Below are 22,303 nucleotides of genomic sequence, written 5' to 3' on the forward strand. Positions count from 1 at the left end.
CATCTGTTTGCTTTTTAACGATCGTTTGAGTTTATTGTTAATTAGTGTTAGAAAGCAACTGCTCTAGCCTATCTTTTTTTCAATTGATCCGCAGGGGCAGGTTTATCCAAGTAAAACCCTTGTTGAAGAAAAATCTCTTCTTCAAGCAAATACTCGTGAATATCGGAGGTTTCCACTCCTTCAACGATAAATTGGAGCTGGCGGTTACTGGCGATATTGCGCCAGAAGTCGATCAAAAAGAAAATCTCTTTTTGGGGCAGCACGCGCAATGAGATAGGCGAAAATTTGATCACGTCGATTTTGTCCAGCATTGGCGCAATATTCGTCAGGGAATGAATGCCCGTCCCTACATCATCCAATGCGACAGAAAAGTGCATCTGTTTTATTTGGTTGATTTTGTTCATAAGAAAGGATTTGGGATCACAGGCGATGGAAGGTTCCGTATCGTCTTCGGTGATCTCAATCAAAATACGATTATGGTAAGGGGCTAAGTCTGCTAACATCAGAAAGGTTTCTGGATAACTAAGTTGTTGCGGGTGGATATTGAGACTAATTTTTGTATTTTCGTTGGGATGAAGCAAGCTGAAAATTTCATTTCGATACCATTGTAGTAAGCGAGTGTGTAGTTTTTTGTATTTGATCACTTGCTGGAAGAAAGAAAGGGGAAACCTATTTCTTTCGGTACTTCGCAATAATAACTCGTAGCCAATCACTTTCTGACTATCTTGTTTCATTTGAAAGATAGGCTGGGCATCAAAGTATAATTGGGGAAATATCGATAAGAGTTCTTGTTCAATTTTTTCAGCCATTGGTTTCTGCTCCTTTCTGGAGTAGCTTTAATTTTGGTTTCATGAAGGGAGAATGTTCTTGATCCTTTCCATGAATCGCTCGCATGCTCGTCTATGATCTGCTAGAAAGAAGCGTTACCTTCAATAATAGGCGAGATATTCTTAAGAAGAATAAGCAAAGAAAGAAGGAGTCGTATGATTATCCATCTGATTTATACTGCGATGTATGCTATTTTAGTCGTGAGCTTGCTTATATCGTATGATCTGTTTATCAAAAATTTTAAAGAATTAAACTTGCGTCTTTCGTTTAAAATTCTGATCGGCATTGTTCTGTTTATTTCGCAAGTCTACTTTATTATATCATTTTCTTTAAATAGTATTGGTTATGTTGCGTATGAATATACGATTCCGATCTTTATTTATTATTTTGGCGTCCTCAAAGAAAAAATCTATTTAGTTGGGCTGGTCCCCGTTATTTTGCTAACTTTTTTTGCATTGATCAATAAATTTGATTGGCAAGCTATGTTCTTTATTATCGGTTTAAATTATGTCATTTTAATCGTGACCTACTTATTAAAGAAAACATTTTTCGGTAAAGCAAATCACACCTTTTTTTATCTATTTTCAATTCTTGTGACTGTTGGTTCGCCAATGGTCGACTCAGGACTTTTTTATCGCCGAGAAATTGGCTTTGGCGATGTTGTATTTCTAGGGATTGGCTCAGGGATCATTCTCTTTTTGTGGAAGTATTATCTTCATAACCAAAAAAACTTTCTCGAAAAAATCAACACAAAAATCATTGAACGCAATTATGATGAGTTGACCAAGATAAAAAATTTTCGCAGTCTAAACGAGGACATCTCCAAGCTAACATTAATTGAAAAGAATCAACTAATTGTAGGAATGTTGGATTTGGATCATTTCAAGCAGATCAATGATCACTATGGACATCAAATCGGTAACCAAGCCTTGACGTTTTTCGCTGAAAAACTGACGACTTTTCTTGACCAAAAAATCGAAGATCCGTCTTTAGTGGAGGTCTATCGATACGGGGGCGAAGAGTTCTTAGTCTTGTTTAGAGGACATACTTTAAGTGAAGTAAAAAATATCATTGAAGAGTTCCATGCATTCTTAAGGAAGGAACAGTTGAACTTAGATGCAGCTCAACTGACTCTTTATTTTTCAGCAGGAATTTCAGAAGCCGAGCCAGCCTTAGACATTTCAGAAACCTTTTACCAAGCCGATCAAGCTTTGTATGAAGCGAAAAGGAAAGGCAGAAATCGCACGATTATTTTTTCTTGAGACGTTTGCTTTTCAGAAGAAGTTTTAATAGAGAGACAAGGATCATAGGTTTCTTTTTCCAGAGTCATATCTTTGTCAAAAGGAAGAGAGGGAGCAATTTGGCAAGTATAACGGTTTACCAAATGGTTTACCGATTATTTTTAGAGGTTAAGCGAAGAGAAAAAATAAGTAGAGTACTTTTTAAGAAGTGGAGAGAAACCACTTCTTTTTTTGCACCTAGCATTGGGCAGCCGCACTTGGCAGCATCGACATGGTTTTCTGGCGTGTTTACACCCTTTGAAAGTAATGGTATATTTATTTGATAAGTAAATAAAATTATTTTGTGATGTGTGTAACGATGACTACTAAGGAGACTTCCCTATGAAACCAATTCGGCGAACACTGTACCAAAGTGCTTTGTACGTAGCTATTCCTTTGATCGCGAGTCTGCTGATTGGTTACCTAGCCAAATGCTCACTCCTGATTCCGGCATCCATTATTTATGGCGTTCTTTTGGTGTTTATGATCCCTTCCGACAGCTTTTTATCAAGCAGCGTGGACTACCAAACGAAAAGCATGAATCCAAGTTTTCGTCCTCCACCACTAAAGAGAAGAATTGAAGGTGCGCCAGAAACGATCAATTTCCTATTCGTTTTAACGGCACTGGTTTTGTGTTTGCTGCTCTTGTTGGCTGGGTAAAGGGAATTCATAGAAATCATGTACTAAGAAAAATGTCGAAAATAAAAAGGAGAACAGCGATGAAATTACTCAAACAAATCAATTTGATGGATGATCAAAAAACAATAAAGAGATTGAATCTCGCAGCAATCCCTGCCTTGATTTTTTTCTATGTCTTTTTTACATTTTTAACAGTAGCTGGTCACGGAGCAACTAATGAACCCCCGTTTTTCATCGGACTTTTGATCTTAATGGGTACGTATATTGTTCTCATCATCATTCATGAATTGATCCACGGTGCCTTCTTCAAGCTTTTTGACCCCAAAGGGAAGGTAAAGTTTGGGTTCAAAAATGGGGTAGCATATGCCACGAGTCCCCATTCCTTTTATTCAAAAGGAAAATTTGCCATCATTTTATTGGCACCATTCATTGGCATTTCTGGGGGTCTTTTTCTTTTTTACTTTTTTGGTTGGTTGACCGTGTCTCTTTTTACTTGGATCGCTTCCGTACATGCCGCTAGTTGCGTGGGAGACTTTTACTTTCTTTATCTTATTGCTAAAGCACCAGCGAACAGTTGTGTGGAAGATACTGAAGTAGGGTTGAATATTTATCACGAAGAATAAGATGTTTTTCAGTGGCTACTCGTAAGAATAGAAAACGAAGGAAAATAGGTCTAGAATATTTAGTGTTGGTGGAAAATCTAGGGATTTTCTACTAACATTTTTTTGTAAAAAAAGAGATAACCTAATCGGTAGAATTTAGTCGACGAAATTCCACCAGTTAGGCTATCTCCATGGATTATTGTAAATGAAAATTGTTAGGCTATCAGATGAACAGTGCTTTTGTAAAGAAGAACTGTCAGAAACAAAAGGAAATTTTAGACGGCTGCCTTTTCACTAGCGATTTCACCGATACAACGGCAAACTACCAGCAACTTTATTAATAAGCTTTTTCTTGCCTTTTAGACAAATACCAAAATAAGCCAGCTTTTCTGGAGCAATCGACTCGAGGGTTTGGCGGTATTGCTCATAGGAATTAGTAATTTGGGCGACATCGGAAAAGTCAATGATAGTGACATCTTGGTCTGCCTGTTGGCTAATCGATTCGCGAATGGTCTGCAATTGTTCTTTGTTTGTTTTCAAGATAGGAATCGGAAAATTGACGATTCCTAAGTGTTTGTTACCAGTCGAATCATAGATGTCTTCTCCGATTCCTTCTGGATACAGTTTTCCCAAAGTAACACCTAAGATCGCCGCAGTGTTCGCGACTAATCCAATCGGTAATTGTTCATCGATAATCATGACGCATTTTTCTTGGTTATTCATTCATATTCACTCCATCTTCTTGATAAATTGTTTGGTAAGCTTTCGGGGTGACACCAATCAAACTTTTAAAGATACGGGTAAAATGGCTTTGATCGCTAAAACCGGTCAGAAAAGCGACTTCTGCAATTGCTTCTTGTGCTTCCAGTTTTTTCTTGGCAGCACTGATGCGCACCGTACTTAAATATTGAAACGGAGACAGGCCATACGCTTTCGTGAACTGCCGAATCAAGACATACTGATTCATTCCAAGAACGTCACTTAATTCACTCAGTGATAATTTTTCGGCATAGTGCTGATCAATATAGGCTTTCGCTACAGCAGCTTTATTTGAAGTCGTCTCTGTCTGTTCGTGGGTGAAATCCGCATACTGAACAAGCAGGTCGTGAAGGAGACAAGTAAAGCGTTCTTGTTTCTCAAATTCATCGCCCTGATCTGACAGCAATAGTTGGTGCACCGCATGGAATTCCTCTTTTTCTTTTACTTGACGAATGACTGGTTCAGGAAAGTGGGGTGTCAATCGAGTGTTAAAAATTTTTTGCACCTGCGCCGTCATATTCTCTGGTGTTAAGTGGATGTTGCGGTAAACCAGTTTCTCTTCCGTGAGTTGCTGGCAGCTATGGGCAGCTTTTGGTGGAATCAAAATCAAATCGCCCGCTTCAACGATATAGCAAGTATTCTGACAGGTGAATTTGCGCGTGCCAGCTTCCATTAAGCCAATCACGTAATATTCATGCCAATGGTTAGGAAACTCTTGCTGGATACCGTTAAACAATAAGGCCTCTACACCAAGGGTGCTATCTTGAATAATTTGTCGTTCGTTTCTCATCTGAAACCTCCTTTTTGTAACTATAACAAAAGTGTTTTTTGGCGAATAGAACGATATTGACTTTTTGACTATTTTTCTTGATGGGAGGTCCTTAATTGGGACTGAGAAAAGGGGCTGGAGAAAGTCGGGTAAGAGCGGATCAGGCTTGAAGAGAGAACAGCGATATATTTTGACGATTCTATGGAATGAATCACAGCAAATGGACCATGCACCGTGAAAAAATAATGATAAATCCTTGGCATTTGGAAGTTTCTTTGATGGAAGTATGTACCATTTGACTGCAGTAAAGCTTGTGACGGTGGCTATCTTTGAAAGGTGGTGGTGCTTATGAATGTAAGTACTAACTCTTCAGAAAGGAGAAGCCTTTTTGTCCACAGCGGAAGCAACCGGGCTAATGATCAGTTTTGGTACATTTACCGCCATGCTGATCTTTGGTATCCTAGCCGCAGTGAAAAATGACAAAAAAAAATAACCGTCGACTTTAACAGGGAAACGGTTATCTTCTAAGTTTAAAAACCTGTCGCCGTCTTAAATGGCGCTGCAGGGGAGTTGTGGCAACAACTCCTCTTTACATAGTTAGTATAGCAAGAAGAGAGTGATTTTTCAACTTTTAACAAGGATATTCTCAAACAAAATCGACAAGCGACATAGGAAAAACCTTATTCTAAATTGAAATAAGGTGTTCGATTTAGTCATTTTTGAAAAGTGTTTGTACATCTAAAAACGAATACAATGTTTAAAGAATAGGGAAGCTTTATTATCGAAACTAGTAGCTAATAAGTTCCAGATAAATTCTGGTACATTTATTGCCATGCTGCTCTTTCGTATCCTAGCCACAGTGAAAAATAACAAAAAAATAACCGTCGACTTTAGCAAGGAAACGGTTATTTTTTTACTAATAAAACCCTGTCGCCTTCTTAAAAGGTGCTAGAGAGGAGTTGTGGCAACAGGTTTCTTCTATACAGATCACTATCGATCATATTCGTGAATGCTGATCTACCAATCGCTCGAGATCGTAGGAAAAACCGTTTTGCTTACTTAGTTCCTTGTAAAACAAGCCACTTTTCTTTATTGTACGTTTCTGTGTGGCTAAATCTAAAGAAACTAAGCCGTAGCGGTTTTTATATGCATTGATCCATGACCAACAATCAATGAATGTCCATAGATGATACCCTTTTATATTACAGCCATCTTGAATTGCTTTCCATAAATAGGCGAGATGATCTTGGATAAATTCAATGCGATAGTCATCAATCACCTGTCCATTTTCATCCATGAACCGTTCTTCATTAGCAACACCCATACCGTTTTCTGAGATAAAGGATTCAATATTTCCATAGTTATTTTTGATGTCCATACATAAATCATAAATTCCTTTTTCATAGATTTCCCATCCACGATATTCATTCATTCGACGACCAGGCATAATATGCGGTTCAAAGAACCATTCTGGTAAGAATGGACTTTCTAAATTAACGGCAGAAGTTCTTGCTTTGACACGGCGTGGTTCATAGTAGTTTAGACCAAGTATCTGCGCGGTATTCTCTTCAATAATTTTTAGGTCTGTGTCATTGAAATCAACGGGTAATTGGTCATATTCCTCCAGCAAAGAGACTAGTTTTTCTGGAAATACTCCTTTGACCATGGGATCTAAGAAACTACGAGTATAAAAAAGATCCGCAATTTCTGCTGCTTTTTTATCTGCTGAATTTTGGCTTCTTGGGAAAGTCGGACTCAAATTGAGAATTACTCCGATTTTGCTAGATAGCTGGTATTTTTTAAAAGTTTGAATGGCTTTTGCATGGGCTAATATGGTAAAGAACGCTGCTTGAGCACCACGTTTAAAATCAATGAGATTTGGATAGTGAAAATCTTCTAAATAAGAGCCCAAGATTGGCCCCAAAGGTTCGTTAAAGGTGAACCAATGATAAACTAAGTCGCCAAACGCTAGAAAACAGGTATCAGCAAAATTTACATAAGCTTCAACAACTTCACGTGATTCCCATCCCCCTTTATCTTGTAATTTTGCTGGCATGTCAAAATGATAGAGATTCGCAAAAACTTTGATATTATTATTTTTCATTTCGGTAAAAAGATCTCGATAATAGGCTATCGCTTTCTCGTTCGCTTTACCAACCCCATCATTTGGAAACATTCGTGCCCATGAGATAGACACCCGAAATGAATTGTGCCCGGTTTGTTTCATCAATTGAATATCTTCGTGGTAACGATGGATATGGTCTGTCGTAATACTAGGTCCAATTCGTTTATAAAAACGATGAGGTTCTTCGTGAAACCACCGATCCCATACGGTCTCTGCTTTTCCTGTTTCTCCACGCCCTTCAGATTGTTCTGCTGACCAAGCGGATCCCCACCAAAAGTCATCTGGAAATGTTAACTGAGTATGTATTGACATTATCGTTTCCTCCTGTTCGTTTTTAACAGTGTAACATTGCTTTTGACATAAATAAATACTTTTTATTAAAAATATATATCTTTTTATGGTGGGTATGGTTTTAGCTGTAAAAAGACAATTTTTATGTTAAAGTATAAGTAATAGAGATGAGTATGAGGGAGTAAGTTATGAAGAAACAGCCAAAATATATGGAGGTTTATACGGAGGTAAAGAAAAAAATTGCCAATGGAACCTATCAAATCGGTGAAAAATTACCTACGGGCGATGAACTTGCGCATGAGTATCAAACAAGTAAGCTCACTGTGAAGAAAGGTATTGATATGCTAGTATCAGAGGGAGTTTTACGAACACGTAGTGGATTTGGAACGGAAGTTCTACGCAGACCAATTGATAATTCGAAAGTGTTTGGACCAAATGAAGGTCTTTTTGATTTAGTAGGGGAAGAACATGTGACTTCTGAAATCCATACGTTCTCAATTGAGTTGCCATCGAATGAAGTGGCAGAAATTTTAGAAATAAATCAAAAAGAGTATGTCTATAATATTATTAGAAGTCGTTTTATTGATGAACAGCCTTATTCTATTGAGCAAACGTTTATGCCACTTTCTGTTATACCGGGGTTAGAACCAAAGCATTTGAAACGTTCTGTATATGGCTACATTACAAATGAGCTTGGTCTAGAGATTAAATCTTCCCATATTTGGATCAAAGGGGATGTGGCAAATGATTTCGATGCGGAAATTCTTTCTGTAAAACCAGGCGAGTTTATGATAGAGGTAGACAAAGTGGTGTCATTGTCTTCTGGTATACCGTTTGAATATTCTCTTTCGAGACATTTATACAAAGATTTTATTTTTGAAGCAGTTTTTGTTGAGAAGTGAAGACTAACGAATTTCGTTGGTCTTTTTTTGACTTTCAAAAAAAGATATATAATTTTAGATAAAGATATTTACTTTTTAGAAGAACTGGTGTATGATCATCCCATAAGCAATCGCTTACAACTAAAGAAGGAGACTGATTGGAATTATGAGTAAAAAAGATGCTATTTTTGAAAAGTTCGGAATAATAGCCACAAGGTTAGGGAACCAGATTCATCTTCGAACACTAAGGGATGCTTTCGCCACTTTTATGCCTTTTATGATGTTGGCGGGATTTGTTACATTGATCAACTATGTTATTTTAGAGCCAACAGGATTTATGGGAAATATTATTGATCCAGCAACATTAACGACGATTCAAGAGATCGGGACTTCCATCAGTAATGGAACGCTAAGTATAACGACACTATTAGTTGTTGCGGCAGTTTCTTATCATATGTGTGTTAGCAGAAATTATACAAATCATATTGCTGCTGTTCTAGTCGCTATTTCAACGTTTATTGTTCTCACCCCTATGATGACGATGTTTACACCAGAAGGAAGTCAAGAAGCGCTGGAAGTAGGTGGGGTTATTCCTGTCACTCATACTGGTGCGTCAGGAATGTTCGTTGGAATTTTTGTGGGCTTAGCTGCTACGGAACTCTTTATTAAGTTATCTAATAATAAAAAGTTACAAATTCAATTGTCAGGAAATATCCCTCCAGCTGTGTTGAAGTCTTTTAACGTCCTTATTCCAATCATGATTACTGTGACTACCTTCGCAATTGGTTCATTTGCTGTCAATCAATTATTCAATATGGATGTTAATTCGTTGATTACTACTCTAATCACTGGGCCTTTAAGTAGGGTAACGACAGGTTTACCAGGGTTCCTCTTAATTACCTCAATTGCAAATCTCTTTTTTGGGTTTGGAATTCATCAAGCAGTGATATCAGGTTCACTTCTCGATCCGTTCTTGATTCAAAATATGCAAGAGAATATGGCTGCTTATGCGAATAGAGAAGATATTCCACATATCATAAACATGGCATTTAAAGATACGTTTGCTGTTATGGGAGGATCAGGAAATACTATTGCTTTGCTAATTGCTATTTTTATCTTTAGTCGTCGTAAAGATTACAAAGACTTTGCAAAATTATCCGTAACTCCAGCACTTTTTAATATCAGTGAACCAATCATTTTTGGTTTACCAATTGTTTTCAATATTAGTTTGATTATTCCATTTGTATTGGCGCCGATTTTTTCCCTAACAGTTGCATATTTTGCGACAGCTGTTGGTTTGATCAATCATGTAGTCGTGCAGATACCTTGGACCACTCCTCCCGTCATATCTGGATTTTTAGCAACTGGTGGCGATTGGCGAGCATCAGTCTTACAAATTGCGATCATTGCTGTGAGTGTTTTTATCTACTTACCATTTTTACGTATCGATGAAAAAGTTACCTCAACAATAGGAAATGAAGAGGCAAATGATTGAGAAGAGGAAACTTCACAAGATTTTTTGAAGTCGTCTCAAACCAAAGGTAAGTGAAACAAATAAACTGAACAAATCTATATAACAAAAAGAGACCACATAGATGTATGTGAGTCTCTTTTTTTGTGGAAATATCGGTCGGTGAACTTGTGTTTAGACGGAAAGAATTACCTGAAGAATTTATTAGCAAGAATTTTTTTATACAAATCTATTGAGTTTCCATTCTATTTCTCACGGTTTTGGCTAACTTTTCAATAATATACATTGCCGGTATCTGGGTTGTAATATCAGCTTCATTAATTTTTTCTAGCGAAATATTATAGGTTATTGAAATATCAGCTAATTTAGAAAGTGTTGAATTAGAGCTACTGGTAATTCCTATTACTGAGCTTTCTGATAGATTCAAATGATTTAAATATTGAATGATTTCTGTGGTCTCGCCGGAAACGGATAAAGCGACGATACACATTTTTTTTGCTAACTCAGTGGATAGGTAATTAATAGGATAATTACTAGGATCTTCAATGCGAATCGCCATGTTAAATAGTGACGAGAAATAAAGAGAACCATATTCAGCAACAACATTTGAGGAGCCTACGCCAATAAAAATGATCAGCTCTTTTTCCATCAATAAGTGAACTGCCTCATCAAATTTATCTTCAAAGAATTTGTCTTGTGTTCGTGCTAAAAAATTCAAGAGTTCACTCTCAAAATCAAGTGTTTTTACCTCTTTTTCTTCTTTAAGAGATTCGAGATACGCACTAAGGTAAATTTTAAATTCAGAAAAACCGGTACAGCGAAATTTTTTACAAAAGCGTAATACGCTGGCAGTACTCGTATGGCTTTTCTCAGCTAATTCTCGAATACTCATGGAAGCAACTGCATTTACCTCTGAAATAATTGCTTTATATACCTCAATATCCGTTTCATTTAAGTCTGGTTGATAGTCAAGAAACAACATAGTAATCCCCTCCTGTTACAAATTGTAACAGGATTGTAACCGGTGTCAATCGTCTGTTTTTGTAACCGTTTACTTAAAAGCGGTATTTAAGGGGATAAAAATAATCTATACTGACCATGTAGTTAAGTTAAAGGAGTGTTTCAGGATGAATAAAGGAATAAAAATTGCAACAATTGGCGGTGGATCAAGTTATACACCAGAATTGATAGAAGGATTTATTAAACGATATGCTGAATTACCGATTTCAGAATTATGGCTTGTGGATATTGAACAAGGAAGAGAGAAATTAGAAATAGTTGGGGAACTTGCTAAACGTATGGTAAAAAAAGCGAACCTTCCAATGAAAATTTATATGACTCTTGATCGTGAAGCGGCATTAAAGGATGCGGACTTCGTTACGACGCAATTTCGTGTAGGTCTTTTGGAAGCGCGAGCGAAAGACGAGAGAATTCCTTTAACATATGACACGATTGGACAAGAAACGAATGGTCCAGGAGGGCTTTTTAAAGGATTACGCACGATTCCTGTTATCTTAGAAATAGTGAAAGACATGGAGCGCCTTTGCCCAGAAGCATGGCTGATCAACTTCACTAATCCAGCTGGCATGGTGACAGAAGCTGTCTTACGCCATAGCAATATGCGTAGAGTAGTAGGTTTGTGTAATGGACCAATTGGAATAGAACGTGGCATTGCAGAAACATTAAAAGTACCCAAAGAAGAATTATATGTTGAATTTACTGGGCTAAATCATATGGTTTTTGCGAAAAAGATTTATCATAAAGGGATTGATGTGACCCAAAAAGTACTTACATTGATGACGCAAGATACTGGCGATGCAGTTGGTCTGAAAAACATTGCTGATTTAGAATGGGAACCAAATTTTTTCCGAACACTTGGCATGATTCCCATCGGCTATTTAAGGTATTACTATCAAACAGCTACTATGTTGTCTGAGCAAAAACGATCAGCAGAGAAAGAAGGAACTCGTGCAGAAGTTGTGCAGAAAATCGAACATGAGTTGTTTGAACTTTATAAAGATGAACATCTAGCAATCAAACCACCTCAATTGTCAGAACGTGGGGGCGCTTATTATAGTGAAGCAGCATGTAATTTAATTAATTCCATCTATAATGACAAACGTGATATTCAAACGGTCAATACAAGAAATAATGGTGCCATCAGTGATATCGATTGTGATTCAGCGGTTGAAGTAAATTGTTTGATTACAAAACAAGGACCGATCCCTTTGACTACAGGTGAATTACCTATTCCTATCAAAGGACTAGTTCAACAAATTAAGTCTTTTGAACGTATAGCGGCCCAAGCAGCTGTTACGGGAGACTATAACACTGCTTTATTGGCGATGACGATCAATCCCTTAGTTACAAGTGATAGGACAGCAAAGCAACTACTTGATGAAATGCTTTTAGCACACAAAGAATATCTGCCGAATTTTTTTAAAGGAGAATGACAATGAAAGTAAAATACTATGTTGAGGCAAATTACCAAGAAGTCAGTAAGATCTGTGCAAAACTCATTTTAGATGTCTTAAAAGAAAAGCCAAATGGGTTATATTGCTTTGCAGGTGGTGATACACCCGTAGGAACGCTTAACATCATTGCAGAAGCAGCAATCAACAAAGAAATAGATTTATCCCAGGCAAAGTTTATTGAACTAGATGAATGGGTTGGAATCGATCCGAAAAATGAAGGCAGTTGTCTATCCTATTTAAAAAGAAACTTATTCAATCGGGTTCCTATTGACCTAAAGCAACTTCACACATTTGATCCTTTAGCCGATGATTTAAATGAGGAATGCAAAAAAGCTGATAAATTTATCGAGGAGAATGGAGGATTAACACTGAGTTTGCTTGGGGTTGGAGTAAATGGGCACTTAGGTTTTAATGAGCCTGGTTCGTCCTTCGAAGATAAAGCTCATATAGTGAACTTAGACGAATCAACCCAAAGTGTTGGGAAAAAATATTTTTCAGATGAGAAAGTTGATCGTACGAAAGGAATTACGTTAGGTATAGGACAATTATTACAATCTGGAACAATGATCGTACAAGCTAGTGGAGCAAAAAAGAAATCTGCGATACAACAATTTCTATGCGGTACGATTACAAAAGAGTGTCCAGTTACTTCTCTATGGTTGCACAAAGATCCTGTATTGGTGGTTGATAAGGAAGTCGTGAACTAAAAGGAGGAAAAAAGATGCAGGTCATTGAGAACAAGGTATTGCCTATATTGCTGAAAATAGGCAATAGTAAACACTTAGTTGCTATAAGAAATGGGATTTCCATGACGATTCCTTTTACTATTGTTGGAAGTATCTTCCTAATCATTGGTAACTTTCCAATACAGTCATGGATGGATTTTGTGTCAAATTGGGGGCCGCAGTTGAATGCACCAGTCAATGTTACGTTCGGAATCCTTGGATTGATATCTGCCATTGGTATAGGCTATCATTTAGGAAAAGAGTTTGGTGTTGATGCTATTTCTAATTCGATGCTCACAACTATCGGCTTTCTTCTAGCAACATTAAACGATGACTGGACGATAAATTTGGCTAATTTTGGTGCTAGTGGTATGTTTACCGCGATCATTGTTGGGGTCTTTGTTACTCATGCTTTTAAATGGTTTGTCACTCACAATATTGTAATAAAAATGCCAGAGGGTGTGCCGCCCACTGTAGCAACCTCTTTTGCAACGTTAATCCCAGGGGCATTTATTCTGACCGTTATATGGATCGTCAGAACTTTATTAGGAGTTGATATCAATGAAATCATTACTATTGTTTTCCAACCTTTAATGCAAGGGATGGGAACACTCCCAGGCATGCTGTTATACACACTTCTCGTTTGTTTGCTATGGATATGTGGAATCCACGGAGACAATGTTTTGTCTGGAATTGCGACCCCTGTTTTCCTAAGTTATCTTGCTGATAATACGGCAGCTTTTCAAAGTGGTGCAGAAGTACCTCATGTTTTTGCCGATGGATTTTGGATTGTCTTTATGTGTTTAGGCGGAACTGGAGCAACACTCGGTCTAGTGTTAAATATGCTCCACTCCAGAAGTAAGATGTATAAGTCGATTGGACGATTATCTTTGCCGTCAGCTATTTTTTGTATCAATGAACCGGTTATTTTTGGTTTGCCTATTGTGATGAATCCTGTAATGCTTATTCCGTTTATAGCAACGCCTATGGTCCTATGTATCGGTACGTATATCTTAATGAATATTGGTATAGTAGGACCGATTGTTATTCAAGTTCCATGGACTATTCCTCCTATTATTGGTCCTTATTTAGCTACTAATGGTAGTATTGGAGCAGCCGTTTGGTCTTTTGTATCGATTTTCATTTCATATTTTATTTATATGCCATTTTTCAAAATATTGGAAAAGCAGCAAGTGAAAAATGAAACCGCAGAGGTGCAAGAAACGGAAACAACGATTCCTGTGAGTATAAGTGAGTAGATAGAGAAGCCTATTTTCCATCATTCATTAAGATAAGTATTTTTAGGTATTAGAAAATAACTTTAAAAAAGTATATTGGAAAAAAGACGATTGTCCTTCATGATTCTGATAGTTTCAATAATAAAACAACAAATAGCATCATTATCTAAGCGAATCAGTAAATGATTCGCTTTTTTTAATGTTGTATTTTTTATCATTTGCTTTTATCAATAAAACCTTCTCGAATACTTTATTGGATGTTATGGTAATCCTTGAAATCTCTTCTTCGGTCCATCGTTTTAAAAAAACGGAGTTTCAGTTGTACCGAGAAATGATGGCGATTTCATTTTGTGCAAGCTATAGTTTAGGTGGGGGTAGCAAATATGATTCATTTCAAATTGACGTATCTGTTTTCAGAACCAAATATTGAGGCGTTTCTTCAGTTGACGAAGTGGAGGGATGAGGAATTTCTGGCGGAGATTGCCAAGATCAATCAAATCACTGAACAGCGGTTGAATCAACGAATCACGATGCATGAGGGAGAAGTTTTGATTCCTTCGCTGATTCAACGAAAATGGCCGGAAATTCTTTTCGATGTCCAGAAGAACACCTTGTTTTTTTCGGAAGAAGAGCGGCGGTCCATGATTTATCTTCTGACTTTTTCAGCAGTGCAAGACTTATCTGTATATCAGTTTCAAGAGCTGTTCTATGTCAGTAAAAATACGATTTTGAAGGATGTAAAGGGGATCAGAGAGGAACTTGCAGCTTCAAAGATTCAACTATTGTACTCTCGAAAATATGGCTTTTATCTAGAGGGAGAGGAATATCAGATTCGCGCTCTTGCTTTTCGAAAAGTCAGTGCGTTATCCAATACGAAAAACGGGAATTTGCTTTTATTTGAGGGAATCTATGCGCAGGATAAAACGATTTATGTTCGGATCAGAGATCATTTGTCCGCAACACTGACTGCCTTCAATCTGGTGATCGTGCCGAGCCGCTTCGAAGAAATGCTTTATTTTCTTAATTATTTATCCTTTCGGATGGCAGAAACGGCTGTTTCTTTAGCGGAGACAGAAACATCGCTGCTACAGTCGCTGCATGTCCATCAAGTCAGTCAGCAGTTTTTAGCAGAATTTCCTGCGATCAAAGATCGGGAAACAGAAGCGCTTTATGTAACGATTCTGCTAAAAACGATTCTGCAAGGAGATATCGAAGATACTTCATTAGAGTTTTTATTGGAATGTGCCAGTAAGATCATTCATGAAATGGAACGACTGGCAGCTATCGAGTTTGTGGACTATCGCACCCTTTTGATGAACACATTCTATCATCTTGTCCCGGCGTATTTTCGAATCCGCTACGGTTTTCCACTGGAGAATGTACTGATTGAAGAAATCAAGCTGCAATACAATGAGTTGTTTGAACTGACGAGACGAGCACTGGGTTCCTTAGAAGACCTAGTCGGTACGATCCCTGATGAAGAAATCGGTTATTTTACGATTTTGTTTGGTGGGGAAGTCAGTAAACAAAAGGCCAAACGTGATTACTTCCAACTGAATGCATTAGTCGTTTGTCCCAGTGGCATCAGTTCATCCTTGATTTTGGAATCAGAATTAAAGGAACTGTTTCCCCAGATCCATTTTATGCCGGCTCGTTCGATCGAAGAGTATGAAAATGTTCGCTTCAATGAAGAGATTGATCTGATTTTTTCCAGTGCCCCGATCAAAACCAAACGACCCTGTTATGTGATCAATCCGATTATGACGCCCATTGAGAAGGATGAACTGCTTAGAAACGTACAAGCGGCATTCTTTCCTTCAAAAACTGGCTTGCATTCCATTGACGATGTGTTAGAAGTGATTTTGCCCTATGTTGATTTAAAAGCAGGCATCAGTAAGCAAAAGCTGAGAAAAATTTTGCAAAGAAAAATCAATCGAGAATTGAATAGAAGGGAAGACCAACGTCCGATGTTATCAGATTTATTAACAGCAGAAACCATCCAATTTACCGAGGTGCCGCTGACTTGGCAAGAAGCCATTCGAGAAGCTGCTGCGCCATTAAAAAAGACCAATAAAATTGAGGAACAGTATATAACCGCCATGATCAATAAAGTGGTAGATCATGGGCCTTTTATCCATATTGGAAAAGGCATCGCTTTGCCCCATGCACGCCCAGAAGATGGGGTCAATGCGATCGGGATGTCGTTATTAAAAGTCAAAGAACCAGTACTTTTGAATGATGATCCGCAACACCCCATTCAAGTGTTTATATGTTTGGCGGCGGTTGACAATGAGCTCCATCTAAAAGCGTTAGCGAGTTTAACCAAAATTTTGTCGAATAATGAAAAACTAACTGCGTTACTTTCCGCAACCAATGCGGATCAAATAATTGAAGTGATCAGAGAAGGAGAAGATGAAAAATGAAATTTGCAGCAGTGTGTGGGTCAGGATTAGGATCAAGTTTTATGGTGGAGATGAATATCAATTCTGTTTTAAATGAATTGGGTGTCTCAGGTGTGGAAGTGTCCCATTATGATTTAGGAAGTGCCGCACCCGATATGGCAGATGTTTTCTTCGTTGGCGGTGATTTAGCCGATAGTGCGCAGCATCTAGGTGAGATCGTGGTGTTAGACAGTATTATCGATCTCGATGAATTGAAGCAAAAGGTTCAAGCCGTTTGTCAGGAAAAAGGATTACTATAAAAAGGAGTAGACAGTCATGAACGAATTTTTAGATATTCTTGTTGATATCGCGAGTACCCCAGCGATCTTAGTTGCGCTGATCGCTGTTTTGGGGAATGTACTGCAGAAAAAAGACATTGCCACGATCGTCAAAGGGGGCATCAAAACCTTTGTTGGGTTTCTCGTGGTCACTGCCGGGGCTGGGGTGATCGAAAGCTCTCTGGCGCCATTTGGGGAGATGTTCCAAGCAGCCTTTAACATGCAAGGGGTCGTTCCTAATAACGAAGCGATCGTTGCGCTGGCTTTGACGACTTACGGCACCTATACCGCACTTATTATGTTAGCCGGCATGGCCTTCAATATTTTGATTGCCCGTATCACTCGCTTCAAATACATTTATTTGACTGGACATGCCACATTGTATATGGCTTGCATGATTGCGGTGATTTTGAGCGTTACTGGAATGAATACTTTTAATCTAGTTTTATTTGGCGGCTTAGCGTTAGGGATCTGTAACACGATTTTCCCAGCGATCGCACAACCGTTTACTCGAGAAATTACTAAAAATGATTCCGTCGCATTGGGGCATACGGGGAACTTCGGCTACGCATTGAGCGGGTTGATTGGGAAATACGTCGGCAATAAGGAAAAATCTACCGAAGACATCAATTTTCCGAAAGGCCTGTCTTTCTTGCGGGACTCTACTGTTAGTATCACGATTACGATGGCTGTTGTATACGTGATCGTAGCAATTTTTGCTGGGAGTGAATTTATTACAGAAAATCTTAGCAATGGCACGAACTCGATCATTTATTCGTTGCAGCAAGCCGGTTCGTTTGCCGCTGGTGTCTTTGTGATTTTAGCTGGTGTCCGTCTGATTTTGGCAGAGATCGTACCAGCCTTTAAAGGAATTTCCGAAAAGCTTGTTCCTAATGCGATTCCTGCATTGGATTGCCCGATCGTCTTTCCTTATGCGCCAAATGCTGTTCTGATTGGTTTTCTAACCAGTTTTGTCGGTGGGATCGTTAGTTTGATCATCATGGTCTTCACAGGAACAACCGTTATTATTCCAGGTGTCGTGCCCCATTTCTTCTGTGGCGCAACGGCCGGTGTTTACGGCAATGCAACGGGTGGTGTGCGAGGCGCCGTCATTGGTTCCTTTATTCATGGGATCATTATCAGCTTCATGCCGATCTTGTTGATGCCAGTCATGGGGGATCTTGGGTTCCAAGGCTCAACTTTCTCTGATACCGACTATGGAGTTGCAGGGATCTTCCTAGGAAACTTAGCCAATATGGGCGGTCAAATCGCCATCTTCTCAGGGATAATTGCGGTAGTCGCGGTCTTGATCGGATTGACGATTTTCAAGAAAAACAGCCGGGCAAAATCTGTTTCTGAATAAATAGAGGATGGAGGGATAAATAGTGGCAATCAGTGAACAAGAATACCACGAACTCGAAAGATTAGCGGCAAAGATTCGTTTAGATACCCTTTGCAGCATCAAGAAAATGGGGCAAGGCCATCTGGGCGGTTCCTTTTCAATTGTTGAATTATTAGCCGTTTTGTACGGCAAACAGCTGCGGGTCAATCCACAAGATCCACAGTGGGCGGATCGTGACCGACTCGTTTTATCAAAAGGACATGCTGGCGCCGCACTGTACAGTGCATTAGCAAATACGGGCTATTTTGATCGGTCGTGGTTATGGACGATCAATGAGGGCGGCACGAGACTGCCTTCCCATCCGGATCGCTGGAAAACGCCGGGGGTTGATGCCACCACAGGTTCACTGGGGCAGGGGACTTCCATGGCTGCCGGGATCGCGACGGGTCTGCGCTTGGCAGGGAAGGACAATTTTGTTTATTTGATCGTCGGGGACGGCGAACTAAATGAAGGACAGTGCTGGGAAGCCTTCCAATACATTGCCCACTTCAAACTGAATCACTGTATCGTCATTATTGATGACAATAAAAAACAGCTAGATGGGCCAACCAAAGACATTCTTGATCCCTTTGACATCCAGCAGAAGATGACTGCATTTGGCTTTTATACAGAAAAAGTTCCAGGAGCAGACATGCAAGCCATTGATGAGGCAATCGAGCGCTGCAAAGCGATCGAAGACCAAGCGGTTTGCATTGTCTTGGACAGCGTGAAAGGACAAGGCGTTCCTTTCTTTGAAGAATTAGATGCCAATCACTCCGTGAAGTTTACCACGGATGAAATCAATCAAGCGGCAGAAGCGGCAATCAAAGAGTTGACGATAAAAATCGAAGGAGGACGCTAAGGCATGTTTACATTAAGCAAAACCACTGCTGCTGGTAAAGAGCTGAGAACATGTGTCGTTGACACATTGGTGGAACTCATGGATGAAAATAACCAGCTAGTTGCGTTGGATGCCGACCTTGGCTCTGCCAGCGGCTGGACAGCGATTGCCAACAAACATCCCCAACGCTTTATCAACATGGGGATCGCGGAAGCCAATATGGTTGGCGTCGCTGCTGGCTTGTGTTTAACTGGCTATACACCTTTTATCCACACTTTTGGGCCATTTGCAACGCGCCGGGTATTCGATCAGCTGTTTATTTCTGGCGGCTATGGCGGCAATACGATCAATATTTACGGTTCTGATCCAGGGTTTGCAGTCGGGCACAACGGCGGCACCCATACGACATGGGAAGATGTGGCTTTGATGCGAATGATTCCCCAGTCGATCGTCTGCGATGCAGCGGATGAAGTCCAAATGGCGTGGATCATAAAAACCTTTAGCCAATTATCAGGCATTCATTACGTACGAGGCAATCGGAAAGCGGTTCCGACAATTTATGAAAAAGGCTCGACCTTTGAACTAGGAAAAGGCAATATTTTAAGACCAGGCGATGAACTGTTGTTGATTGCCTGCGGCCAATTGGTTTCTGAAACACTGCAAGTGGCAGAAGAATTAGCAGAAGTAGGAATCAGCTGTGAAGTGATCGATATGTTTACCATCAAACCGATCGATAAAGAAATAATCATCCGTGAAGTTCAGGGGAAACGGCAAGTCATCACCATCGAAAATCATTCTATCACCGGTGGACTAGGGAGTGCCGTCGCCGAAGTGCTTGCTGAAACTGGCAGTACTGTCCCCTTAAAACGTATTGGTGTCAATGAACGATTTGGCCAAGTCGGCACACCCGACTTCCTGCAAAAAGAATATGGCTTAGATGCTGCTTCAATCAAGCAGCAAATCGTCGAGGGTAAGGACAGGGGATAGAAAAAGGAAGCATCAACGAATCAATGGTTGATGCTTCCTTTTCATTCCTTTCAGGTCTTGCGAAAAAACGTCAAACAGCGCGTAAGTCCTGCTGTTTGACGTTTTTTTGTGTGAACTAAGACAAAAACCAGCGCCGTAACTTTTCTGCTTCAGTTAATGGAAAGTAGAACAGCTTACTTTCGGTGAGAGTATCTTCGGTTTTGATGGTCAGCTGTGACTTGCCAAGCCCTTTTTTGTGCTGCCAATACGTCGTGGTGACGGTGAAATCTTGGATTTTATTTTTCTTCAGATAAGCGGTCACCTTTGTTAAGCCGCGAATCGTTTGACACAATAATACGTGGTTGTCTAAAAATTGATAGCCTTGTATTTTGCCCCGCCAGATGCTTGATAACACGAAGGAGCCAAAGAACACGAAGAAAATCAGCGCTAACCACCAGAAAAAGAAGGCGGAGATTCCTACAGCAAGCAGTCCGATCAGCAGCGGCCAACGGCAGAAGTACCAAAAGTTGGGTCGCGGATTTTTCACTAGAGCGGTTTGTTGAAACGACCATTCGGGTAAAAAGCGGGTCAATGTTTCGGTCAGCTGCGCCTCTTTCAAAATGGGGAACAGATAGACCGTATCATCGCTTTCTGAAGAACTGCCAGCAGCCAGCAGTAACTTGACGGAGCTTAGATGAAAGATTCGGCGATAAAGATTTTGTTCGACACTTAGCCCTTGGATCCTAGCGAGGGGAATCGTTTGGTGTCGTTTAGAAAACAAGCCTTGTGTGATTAGCAGCTGTTGCTGGTTCGTTTCCACCGTAAAGCCATAATAGCGGAAAAGATTTCTAGCGATCGCAAGGAAGAAAAACAAAATCAGCAGCCCCAACAAAAGCGCAGCACCTAATAAAAGACCAAGTTGCTGCAAATCCGATGCATAGGCAAAGAGATTGGGTATGTTGTCGATCACATTGTAGCCGATAACTAGAACCAAGGTAAAAACAGAAAAATCAGTGATAGAAAACAAGAAAATCTCCTTGAATTTCAAAGTGAATGTTTCTAACGGCGGATTTGCTGTTTCCTCACCTGAAAAAACAGTAGCGTAATCGTTGGTTGTTTCTTCTCCACTAACTGCTTGGGTAGTCGACTGTTGTGGTGTCGCAGCCGCCTTTTTTGACGCTTCGATGGAGGCAATGAGAGCCAGCGGCAATGCCGGGAAAAGAATTTCGGCTTCGCCACTCGAACTTGCGGCGCTTTCCAACTTCACTTCAGCTAGTTTAAACGGACGTAAATAAAAGTAATGATTCTCTTGAATCGTTTGGATGCGTTCAAACGGCAAAATCGTTTGCTTTTGGATAAAGAGTCCTTTGTTGACTAGTACACTCGTTTGGTCGATTTGAAAGGTAAAGCGGGTGTAAGACAGTACCGCAAAAATCAGACAGATCAGTAAAAATAGCAGGATGCCGCCCAGAATTATCGGCAAAGAAGGGGCGTCGTTGAATAATTTGAATACAAGCAGAAATGCTAGTACCAGAAAATTTTTGCAATTTTTGAACCAGTAAAGGCCAATGCACAGCAACGGCAGTCGTTGTTTTTCATAGATCATCTTTGACCACCTCGACTAAAGTCATAATGGTTTCTCGCAAGCGTTCGGCTTGCGCCACTGGTAGGCCTTCAATGGTGTGGTTGGTGGCAGCCGTATGGATCTGTAAGGAGACTAAGGAGTATTTTCGCAAAAAGATCCCTTGGTCTGTTTCGATATGCTGGATTCGGCGGATCGGAATATACGTGGTGCTGCGGAATAGATAGCCGTGTTGAATGGCGATATCATTTTCTTGGATCTCGTAGCGATGGAATTTGTAACGGTAGCTCATTAGCACAAAAGAAAGCAGATGGCTGATCAAAGTCAGCGCCAATACGCTTGACCAAAGGGTGATCACCCAGAAATGCAGCCAGTTTTGCGTGGCTAGAAACCAAAAAGAAGCAGCGAAAATCAGGCTGAAAATAATCAGTGACGTAATCCTTCGCAACCGCCAAACACGAATGATGGTTTGAGGCATTTGTTCATTTAATAAGGGATAATTCAAGGGAAACATCCTCTCTACATAGAAATAAATAGGGTTACCCACAAATATAGTGGAGATAGAAGAAAAAAACAAGGTCAGGAATTAAAAATAGTTAATTGTGATTTAAATATTGATGCGAATAGGTACAAAAAAGAAAAAGCCACGTTTGGCTAACCAATGAGCATGAGTTTGTTCGTCATGAAAAAAAGCGACCTTACTATTGACTCTCCCTCGAGAGGAGCCAGTAT

General features: G+C 39.6%; 21 protein-coding genes. 14 read left to right on the top strand and 7 right to left on the bottom strand.

What is annotated here, in order from left to right; genetic code table 11:
- Nucleotides 1-68: 68 nt before the first annotated feature.
- Nucleotides 69-809, bottom strand: a complete 741-nt coding sequence (locus ENLAB_RS11850) for an EAL domain-containing protein (protein ID WP_077453672.1) — start codon at nt 807-809, stop codon at nt 69-71.
- Nucleotides 810-983: 174 nt separating this feature from the next.
- On the opposite strand from ENLAB_RS11850, the gene ENLAB_RS11855 reads away from it, so the two are divergent.
- The 3 genes from ENLAB_RS11855 to ENLAB_RS11865 all read left to right on the top strand — a co-directional run bounded on the left by ENLAB_RS11855 (nt 984) and on the right by ENLAB_RS11865 (nt 3,370).
- Nucleotides 984-2,090 carry a GGDEF domain-containing protein gene (locus tag ENLAB_RS11855; protein ID WP_244351220.1) on the top strand — a complete coding sequence of 369 codons (1,107 nt, stop codon included), beginning with the start codon at nt 984-986 and terminating at the stop codon, nt 2,088-2,090.
- 360 nt (nt 2,091-2,450) lie between these two features.
- Entirely contained in the window at nt 2,451-2,768 is a 318-nt protein-coding gene (locus tag ENLAB_RS11860) for a hypothetical protein (RefSeq protein WP_077453670.1), read from the top strand.
- A 59-nt stretch (nt 2,769-2,827) separates the two neighbouring features.
- Nucleotides 2,828-3,370, top strand: a complete 543-nt coding sequence (locus ENLAB_RS11865; protein ID WP_244351222.1) for a DUF3267 domain-containing protein — start codon at nt 2,828-2,830, stop codon at nt 3,368-3,370.
- A 282-nt stretch (nt 3,371-3,652) separates the two neighbouring features.
- On the opposite strand, the gene ENLAB_RS11870 is transcribed toward ENLAB_RS11865, so the two are convergent.
- Together ENLAB_RS11870 and ENLAB_RS11875 are read right to left on the bottom strand one after the other, a co-directional pair.
- Nucleotides 3,653-4,072, bottom strand: coding sequence for a DUF2000 domain-containing protein (locus ENLAB_RS11870; RefSeq protein WP_244351223.1), 420 nt, complete (start codon nt 4,070-4,072; stop codon nt 3,653-3,655).
- Nucleotides 4,065-4,898, bottom strand: coding sequence for a helix-turn-helix domain-containing protein (locus ENLAB_RS11875; RefSeq protein WP_081119003.1), 834 nt, complete (start codon nt 4,896-4,898; stop codon nt 4,065-4,067). Before ENLAB_RS11875 ends, ENLAB_RS11870 begins: the two co-directional genes overlap by 8 nt.
- Before the next feature lie 367 nt (nt 4,899-5,265).
- Between ENLAB_RS11875 and ENLAB_RS11880 the strand changes: the two genes are divergently transcribed.
- On the top strand, nt 5,266-5,370 hold the full coding sequence (locus tag ENLAB_RS11880) for a putative holin-like toxin (protein ID WP_439711688.1): 105 nt from the start codon (nt 5,266-5,268) through the stop codon (nt 5,368-5,370).
- Between the two features lie 504 nt (nt 5,371-5,874).
- On the opposite strand, the gene ENLAB_RS11885 is transcribed toward ENLAB_RS11880, so the two are convergent.
- Complete coding sequence (locus tag ENLAB_RS11885) at nt 5,875-7,314, bottom strand: glycoside hydrolase family 1 protein (RefSeq protein ID WP_200126130.1); 1,440 nt, start codon at nt 7,312-7,314, stop codon at nt 5,875-5,877.
- 167 nt (nt 7,315-7,481) lie between these two features.
- On the opposite strand from ENLAB_RS11885, the gene ENLAB_RS11890 reads away from it, so the two are divergent.
- Both ENLAB_RS11890 and ENLAB_RS11895 read left to right on the top strand, forming a co-directional pair.
- Complete coding sequence (locus ENLAB_RS11890; RefSeq protein ID WP_016611336.1) at nt 7,482-8,195, top strand: GntR family transcriptional regulator; 714 nt, start codon at nt 7,482-7,484, stop codon at nt 8,193-8,195.
- 145 nt (nt 8,196-8,340) lie between these two features.
- Nucleotides 8,341-9,669: a PTS sugar transporter subunit IIC gene (locus tag ENLAB_RS11895; protein ID WP_005227522.1), complete on the top strand. Its 1,329-nt coding sequence runs from the start codon at nt 8,341-8,343 to the stop codon at nt 9,667-9,669.
- Between the two features lie 205 nt (nt 9,670-9,874).
- Here ENLAB_RS11895 and ENLAB_RS11900 read toward each other — a convergent pair whose 3' ends face one another.
- Nucleotides 9,875-10,627, bottom strand: a complete 753-nt coding sequence (locus ENLAB_RS11900) for a MurR/RpiR family transcriptional regulator (RefSeq protein ID WP_005232077.1) — start codon at nt 10,625-10,627, stop codon at nt 9,875-9,877.
- A 145-nt stretch (nt 10,628-10,772) separates the two neighbouring features.
- Between ENLAB_RS11900 and ENLAB_RS11905 the strand changes: the two genes are divergently transcribed.
- From ENLAB_RS11905 to ENLAB_RS11940, 8 genes are all read left to right on the top strand, one after another.
- The gene (locus ENLAB_RS11905) at nt 10,773-12,098 is read left to right on the top strand and encodes a 6-phospho-beta-glucosidase (RefSeq protein WP_244351225.1); all 1,326 of its coding nucleotides are present in this window, start codon (nt 10,773-10,775) and stop codon (nt 12,096-12,098) included.
- Nucleotides 12,099-12,100: 2 nt separating this feature from the next.
- Entirely contained in the window at nt 12,101-12,826 is a 726-nt protein-coding gene (locus ENLAB_RS11910; RefSeq protein ID WP_139960420.1) for a glucosamine-6-phosphate deaminase, read from the top strand.
- Nucleotides 12,827-12,840: 14 nt separating this feature from the next.
- A complete protein-coding gene (locus ENLAB_RS11915) occupies nt 12,841-14,103 on the top strand; it encodes a PTS sugar transporter subunit IIC (RefSeq protein ID WP_142424087.1) in 1,263 nt (420 codons plus the stop codon).
- Between the two features lie 362 nt (nt 14,104-14,465).
- The gene (locus tag ENLAB_RS11920) at nt 14,466-16,505 is read left to right on the top strand and encodes a BglG family transcription antiterminator (RefSeq protein ID WP_142963133.1); all 2,040 of its coding nucleotides are present in this window, start codon (nt 14,466-14,468) and stop codon (nt 16,503-16,505) included.
- Nucleotides 16,502-16,783 carry a PTS sugar transporter subunit IIB gene (locus tag ENLAB_RS11925; protein ID WP_005227537.1) on the top strand — a complete coding sequence of 94 codons (282 nt, stop codon included), beginning with the start codon at nt 16,502-16,504 and terminating at the stop codon, nt 16,781-16,783. The genes ENLAB_RS11920 and ENLAB_RS11925 overlap by 4 nt, the downstream gene beginning before the upstream one ends.
- Nucleotides 16,784-16,799: 16 nt before the next feature.
- Nucleotides 16,800-18,164 (top strand): PTS ascorbate transporter subunit IIC, encoded by a 1,365-nt coding sequence (gene ulaA, locus ENLAB_RS11930; RefSeq protein WP_005232062.1) that lies wholly within the window; start codon nt 16,800-16,802, stop codon nt 18,162-18,164.
- Between the two features lie 22 nt (nt 18,165-18,186).
- Nucleotides 18,187-19,044, top strand: a complete 858-nt coding sequence (locus tag ENLAB_RS11935; protein ID WP_008377922.1) for a transketolase — start codon at nt 18,187-18,189, stop codon at nt 19,042-19,044.
- A 3-nt stretch (nt 19,045-19,047) separates the two neighbouring features.
- Nucleotides 19,048-20,010 carry a transketolase family protein gene (locus ENLAB_RS11940; RefSeq protein ID WP_244351227.1) on the top strand — a complete coding sequence of 321 codons (963 nt, stop codon included), beginning with the start codon at nt 19,048-19,050 and terminating at the stop codon, nt 20,008-20,010.
- Nucleotides 20,011-20,125: 115 nt separating this feature from the next.
- On the opposite strand, the gene ENLAB_RS11945 is transcribed toward ENLAB_RS11940, so the two are convergent.
- Together ENLAB_RS11945 and ENLAB_RS11950 are read right to left on the bottom strand one after the other, a co-directional pair.
- Nucleotides 20,126-21,595, bottom strand: a complete 1,470-nt coding sequence (locus ENLAB_RS11945; RefSeq protein ID WP_244351229.1) for a PH domain-containing protein — start codon at nt 21,593-21,595, stop codon at nt 20,126-20,128.
- Nucleotides 21,585-22,076, bottom strand: a complete 492-nt coding sequence (locus ENLAB_RS11950) for a PH domain-containing protein (RefSeq protein WP_189372338.1) — start codon at nt 22,074-22,076, stop codon at nt 21,585-21,587. The genes ENLAB_RS11945 and ENLAB_RS11950 overlap by 11 nt, the downstream gene beginning before the upstream one ends.
- Between the last annotated feature and the right edge of the window lie 227 nt (nt 22,077-22,303).

The sequence above is a fragment of the Enterococcus innesii genome (genome assembly GCF_022846515.1).
Classification (GTDB): Bacteria; Bacillota; Bacilli; order Lactobacillales; family Enterococcaceae; genus Enterococcus_D; species Enterococcus_D innesii.

What these genes read in the sequence shown, in the direction of transcription:
- ENLAB_RS11850 (WP_077453672.1), bottom strand. Translation starts at nt 809, where the DNA reads ATGGCTGAAAAAATTGAACAAGAACTCTTATCGATATTTCCCCAATTA.
- ENLAB_RS11855 (WP_244351220.1), top strand. Translation starts at nt 984, where the DNA reads ATGATTATCCATCTGATTTATACTGCGATGTATGCTATTTTAGTCGTG.
- ENLAB_RS11860 (WP_077453670.1), top strand. Translation starts at nt 2,451, where the DNA reads ATGAAACCAATTCGGCGAACACTGTACCAAAGTGCTTTGTACGTAGCT.
- ENLAB_RS11865 (WP_244351222.1), top strand. Translation starts at nt 2,828, where the DNA reads ATGAAATTACTCAAACAAATCAATTTGATGGATGATCAAAAAACAATA.
- ENLAB_RS11870 (WP_244351223.1), bottom strand. Translation starts at nt 4,072, where the DNA reads ATGAATAACCAAGAAAAATGCGTCATGATTATCGATGAACAATTACCG.
- ENLAB_RS11875 (WP_081119003.1), bottom strand. Translation starts at nt 4,898, where the DNA reads ATGAGAAACGAACGACAAATTATTCAAGATAGCACCCTTGGTGTAGAG.
- ENLAB_RS11885 (WP_200126130.1), bottom strand. Translation starts at nt 7,314, where the DNA reads ATGTCAATACATACTCAGTTAACATTTCCAGATGACTTTTGGTGGGGA.
- ENLAB_RS11890 (WP_016611336.1), top strand. Translation starts at nt 7,482, where the DNA reads ATGAAGAAACAGCCAAAATATATGGAGGTTTATACGGAGGTAAAGAAA.
- ENLAB_RS11895 (WP_005227522.1), top strand. Translation starts at nt 8,341, where the DNA reads ATGAGTAAAAAAGATGCTATTTTTGAAAAGTTCGGAATAATAGCCACA.
- ENLAB_RS11900 (WP_005232077.1), bottom strand. Translation starts at nt 10,627, where the DNA reads ATGTTGTTTCTTGACTATCAACCAGACTTAAATGAAACGGATATTGAG.
- ENLAB_RS11905 (WP_244351225.1), top strand. Translation starts at nt 10,773, where the DNA reads ATGAATAAAGGAATAAAAATTGCAACAATTGGCGGTGGATCAAGTTAT.
- ENLAB_RS11910 (WP_139960420.1), top strand. Translation starts at nt 12,101, where the DNA reads ATGAAAGTAAAATACTATGTTGAGGCAAATTACCAAGAAGTCAGTAAG.
- ENLAB_RS11915 (WP_142424087.1), top strand. Translation starts at nt 12,841, where the DNA reads ATGCAGGTCATTGAGAACAAGGTATTGCCTATATTGCTGAAAATAGGC.
- ENLAB_RS11920 (WP_142963133.1), top strand. Translation starts at nt 14,466, where the DNA reads ATGATTCATTTCAAATTGACGTATCTGTTTTCAGAACCAAATATTGAG.
- ENLAB_RS11925 (WP_005227537.1), top strand. Translation starts at nt 16,502, where the DNA reads ATGAAATTTGCAGCAGTGTGTGGGTCAGGATTAGGATCAAGTTTTATG.
- ulaA (WP_005232062.1), top strand. Translation starts at nt 16,800, where the DNA reads ATGAACGAATTTTTAGATATTCTTGTTGATATCGCGAGTACCCCAGCG.
- ENLAB_RS11940 (WP_244351227.1), top strand. Translation starts at nt 19,048, where the DNA reads ATGTTTACATTAAGCAAAACCACTGCTGCTGGTAAAGAGCTGAGAACA.
- ENLAB_RS11945 (WP_244351229.1), bottom strand. Translation starts at nt 21,595, where the DNA reads ATGATCTATGAAAAACAACGACTGCCGTTGCTGTGCATTGGCCTTTAC.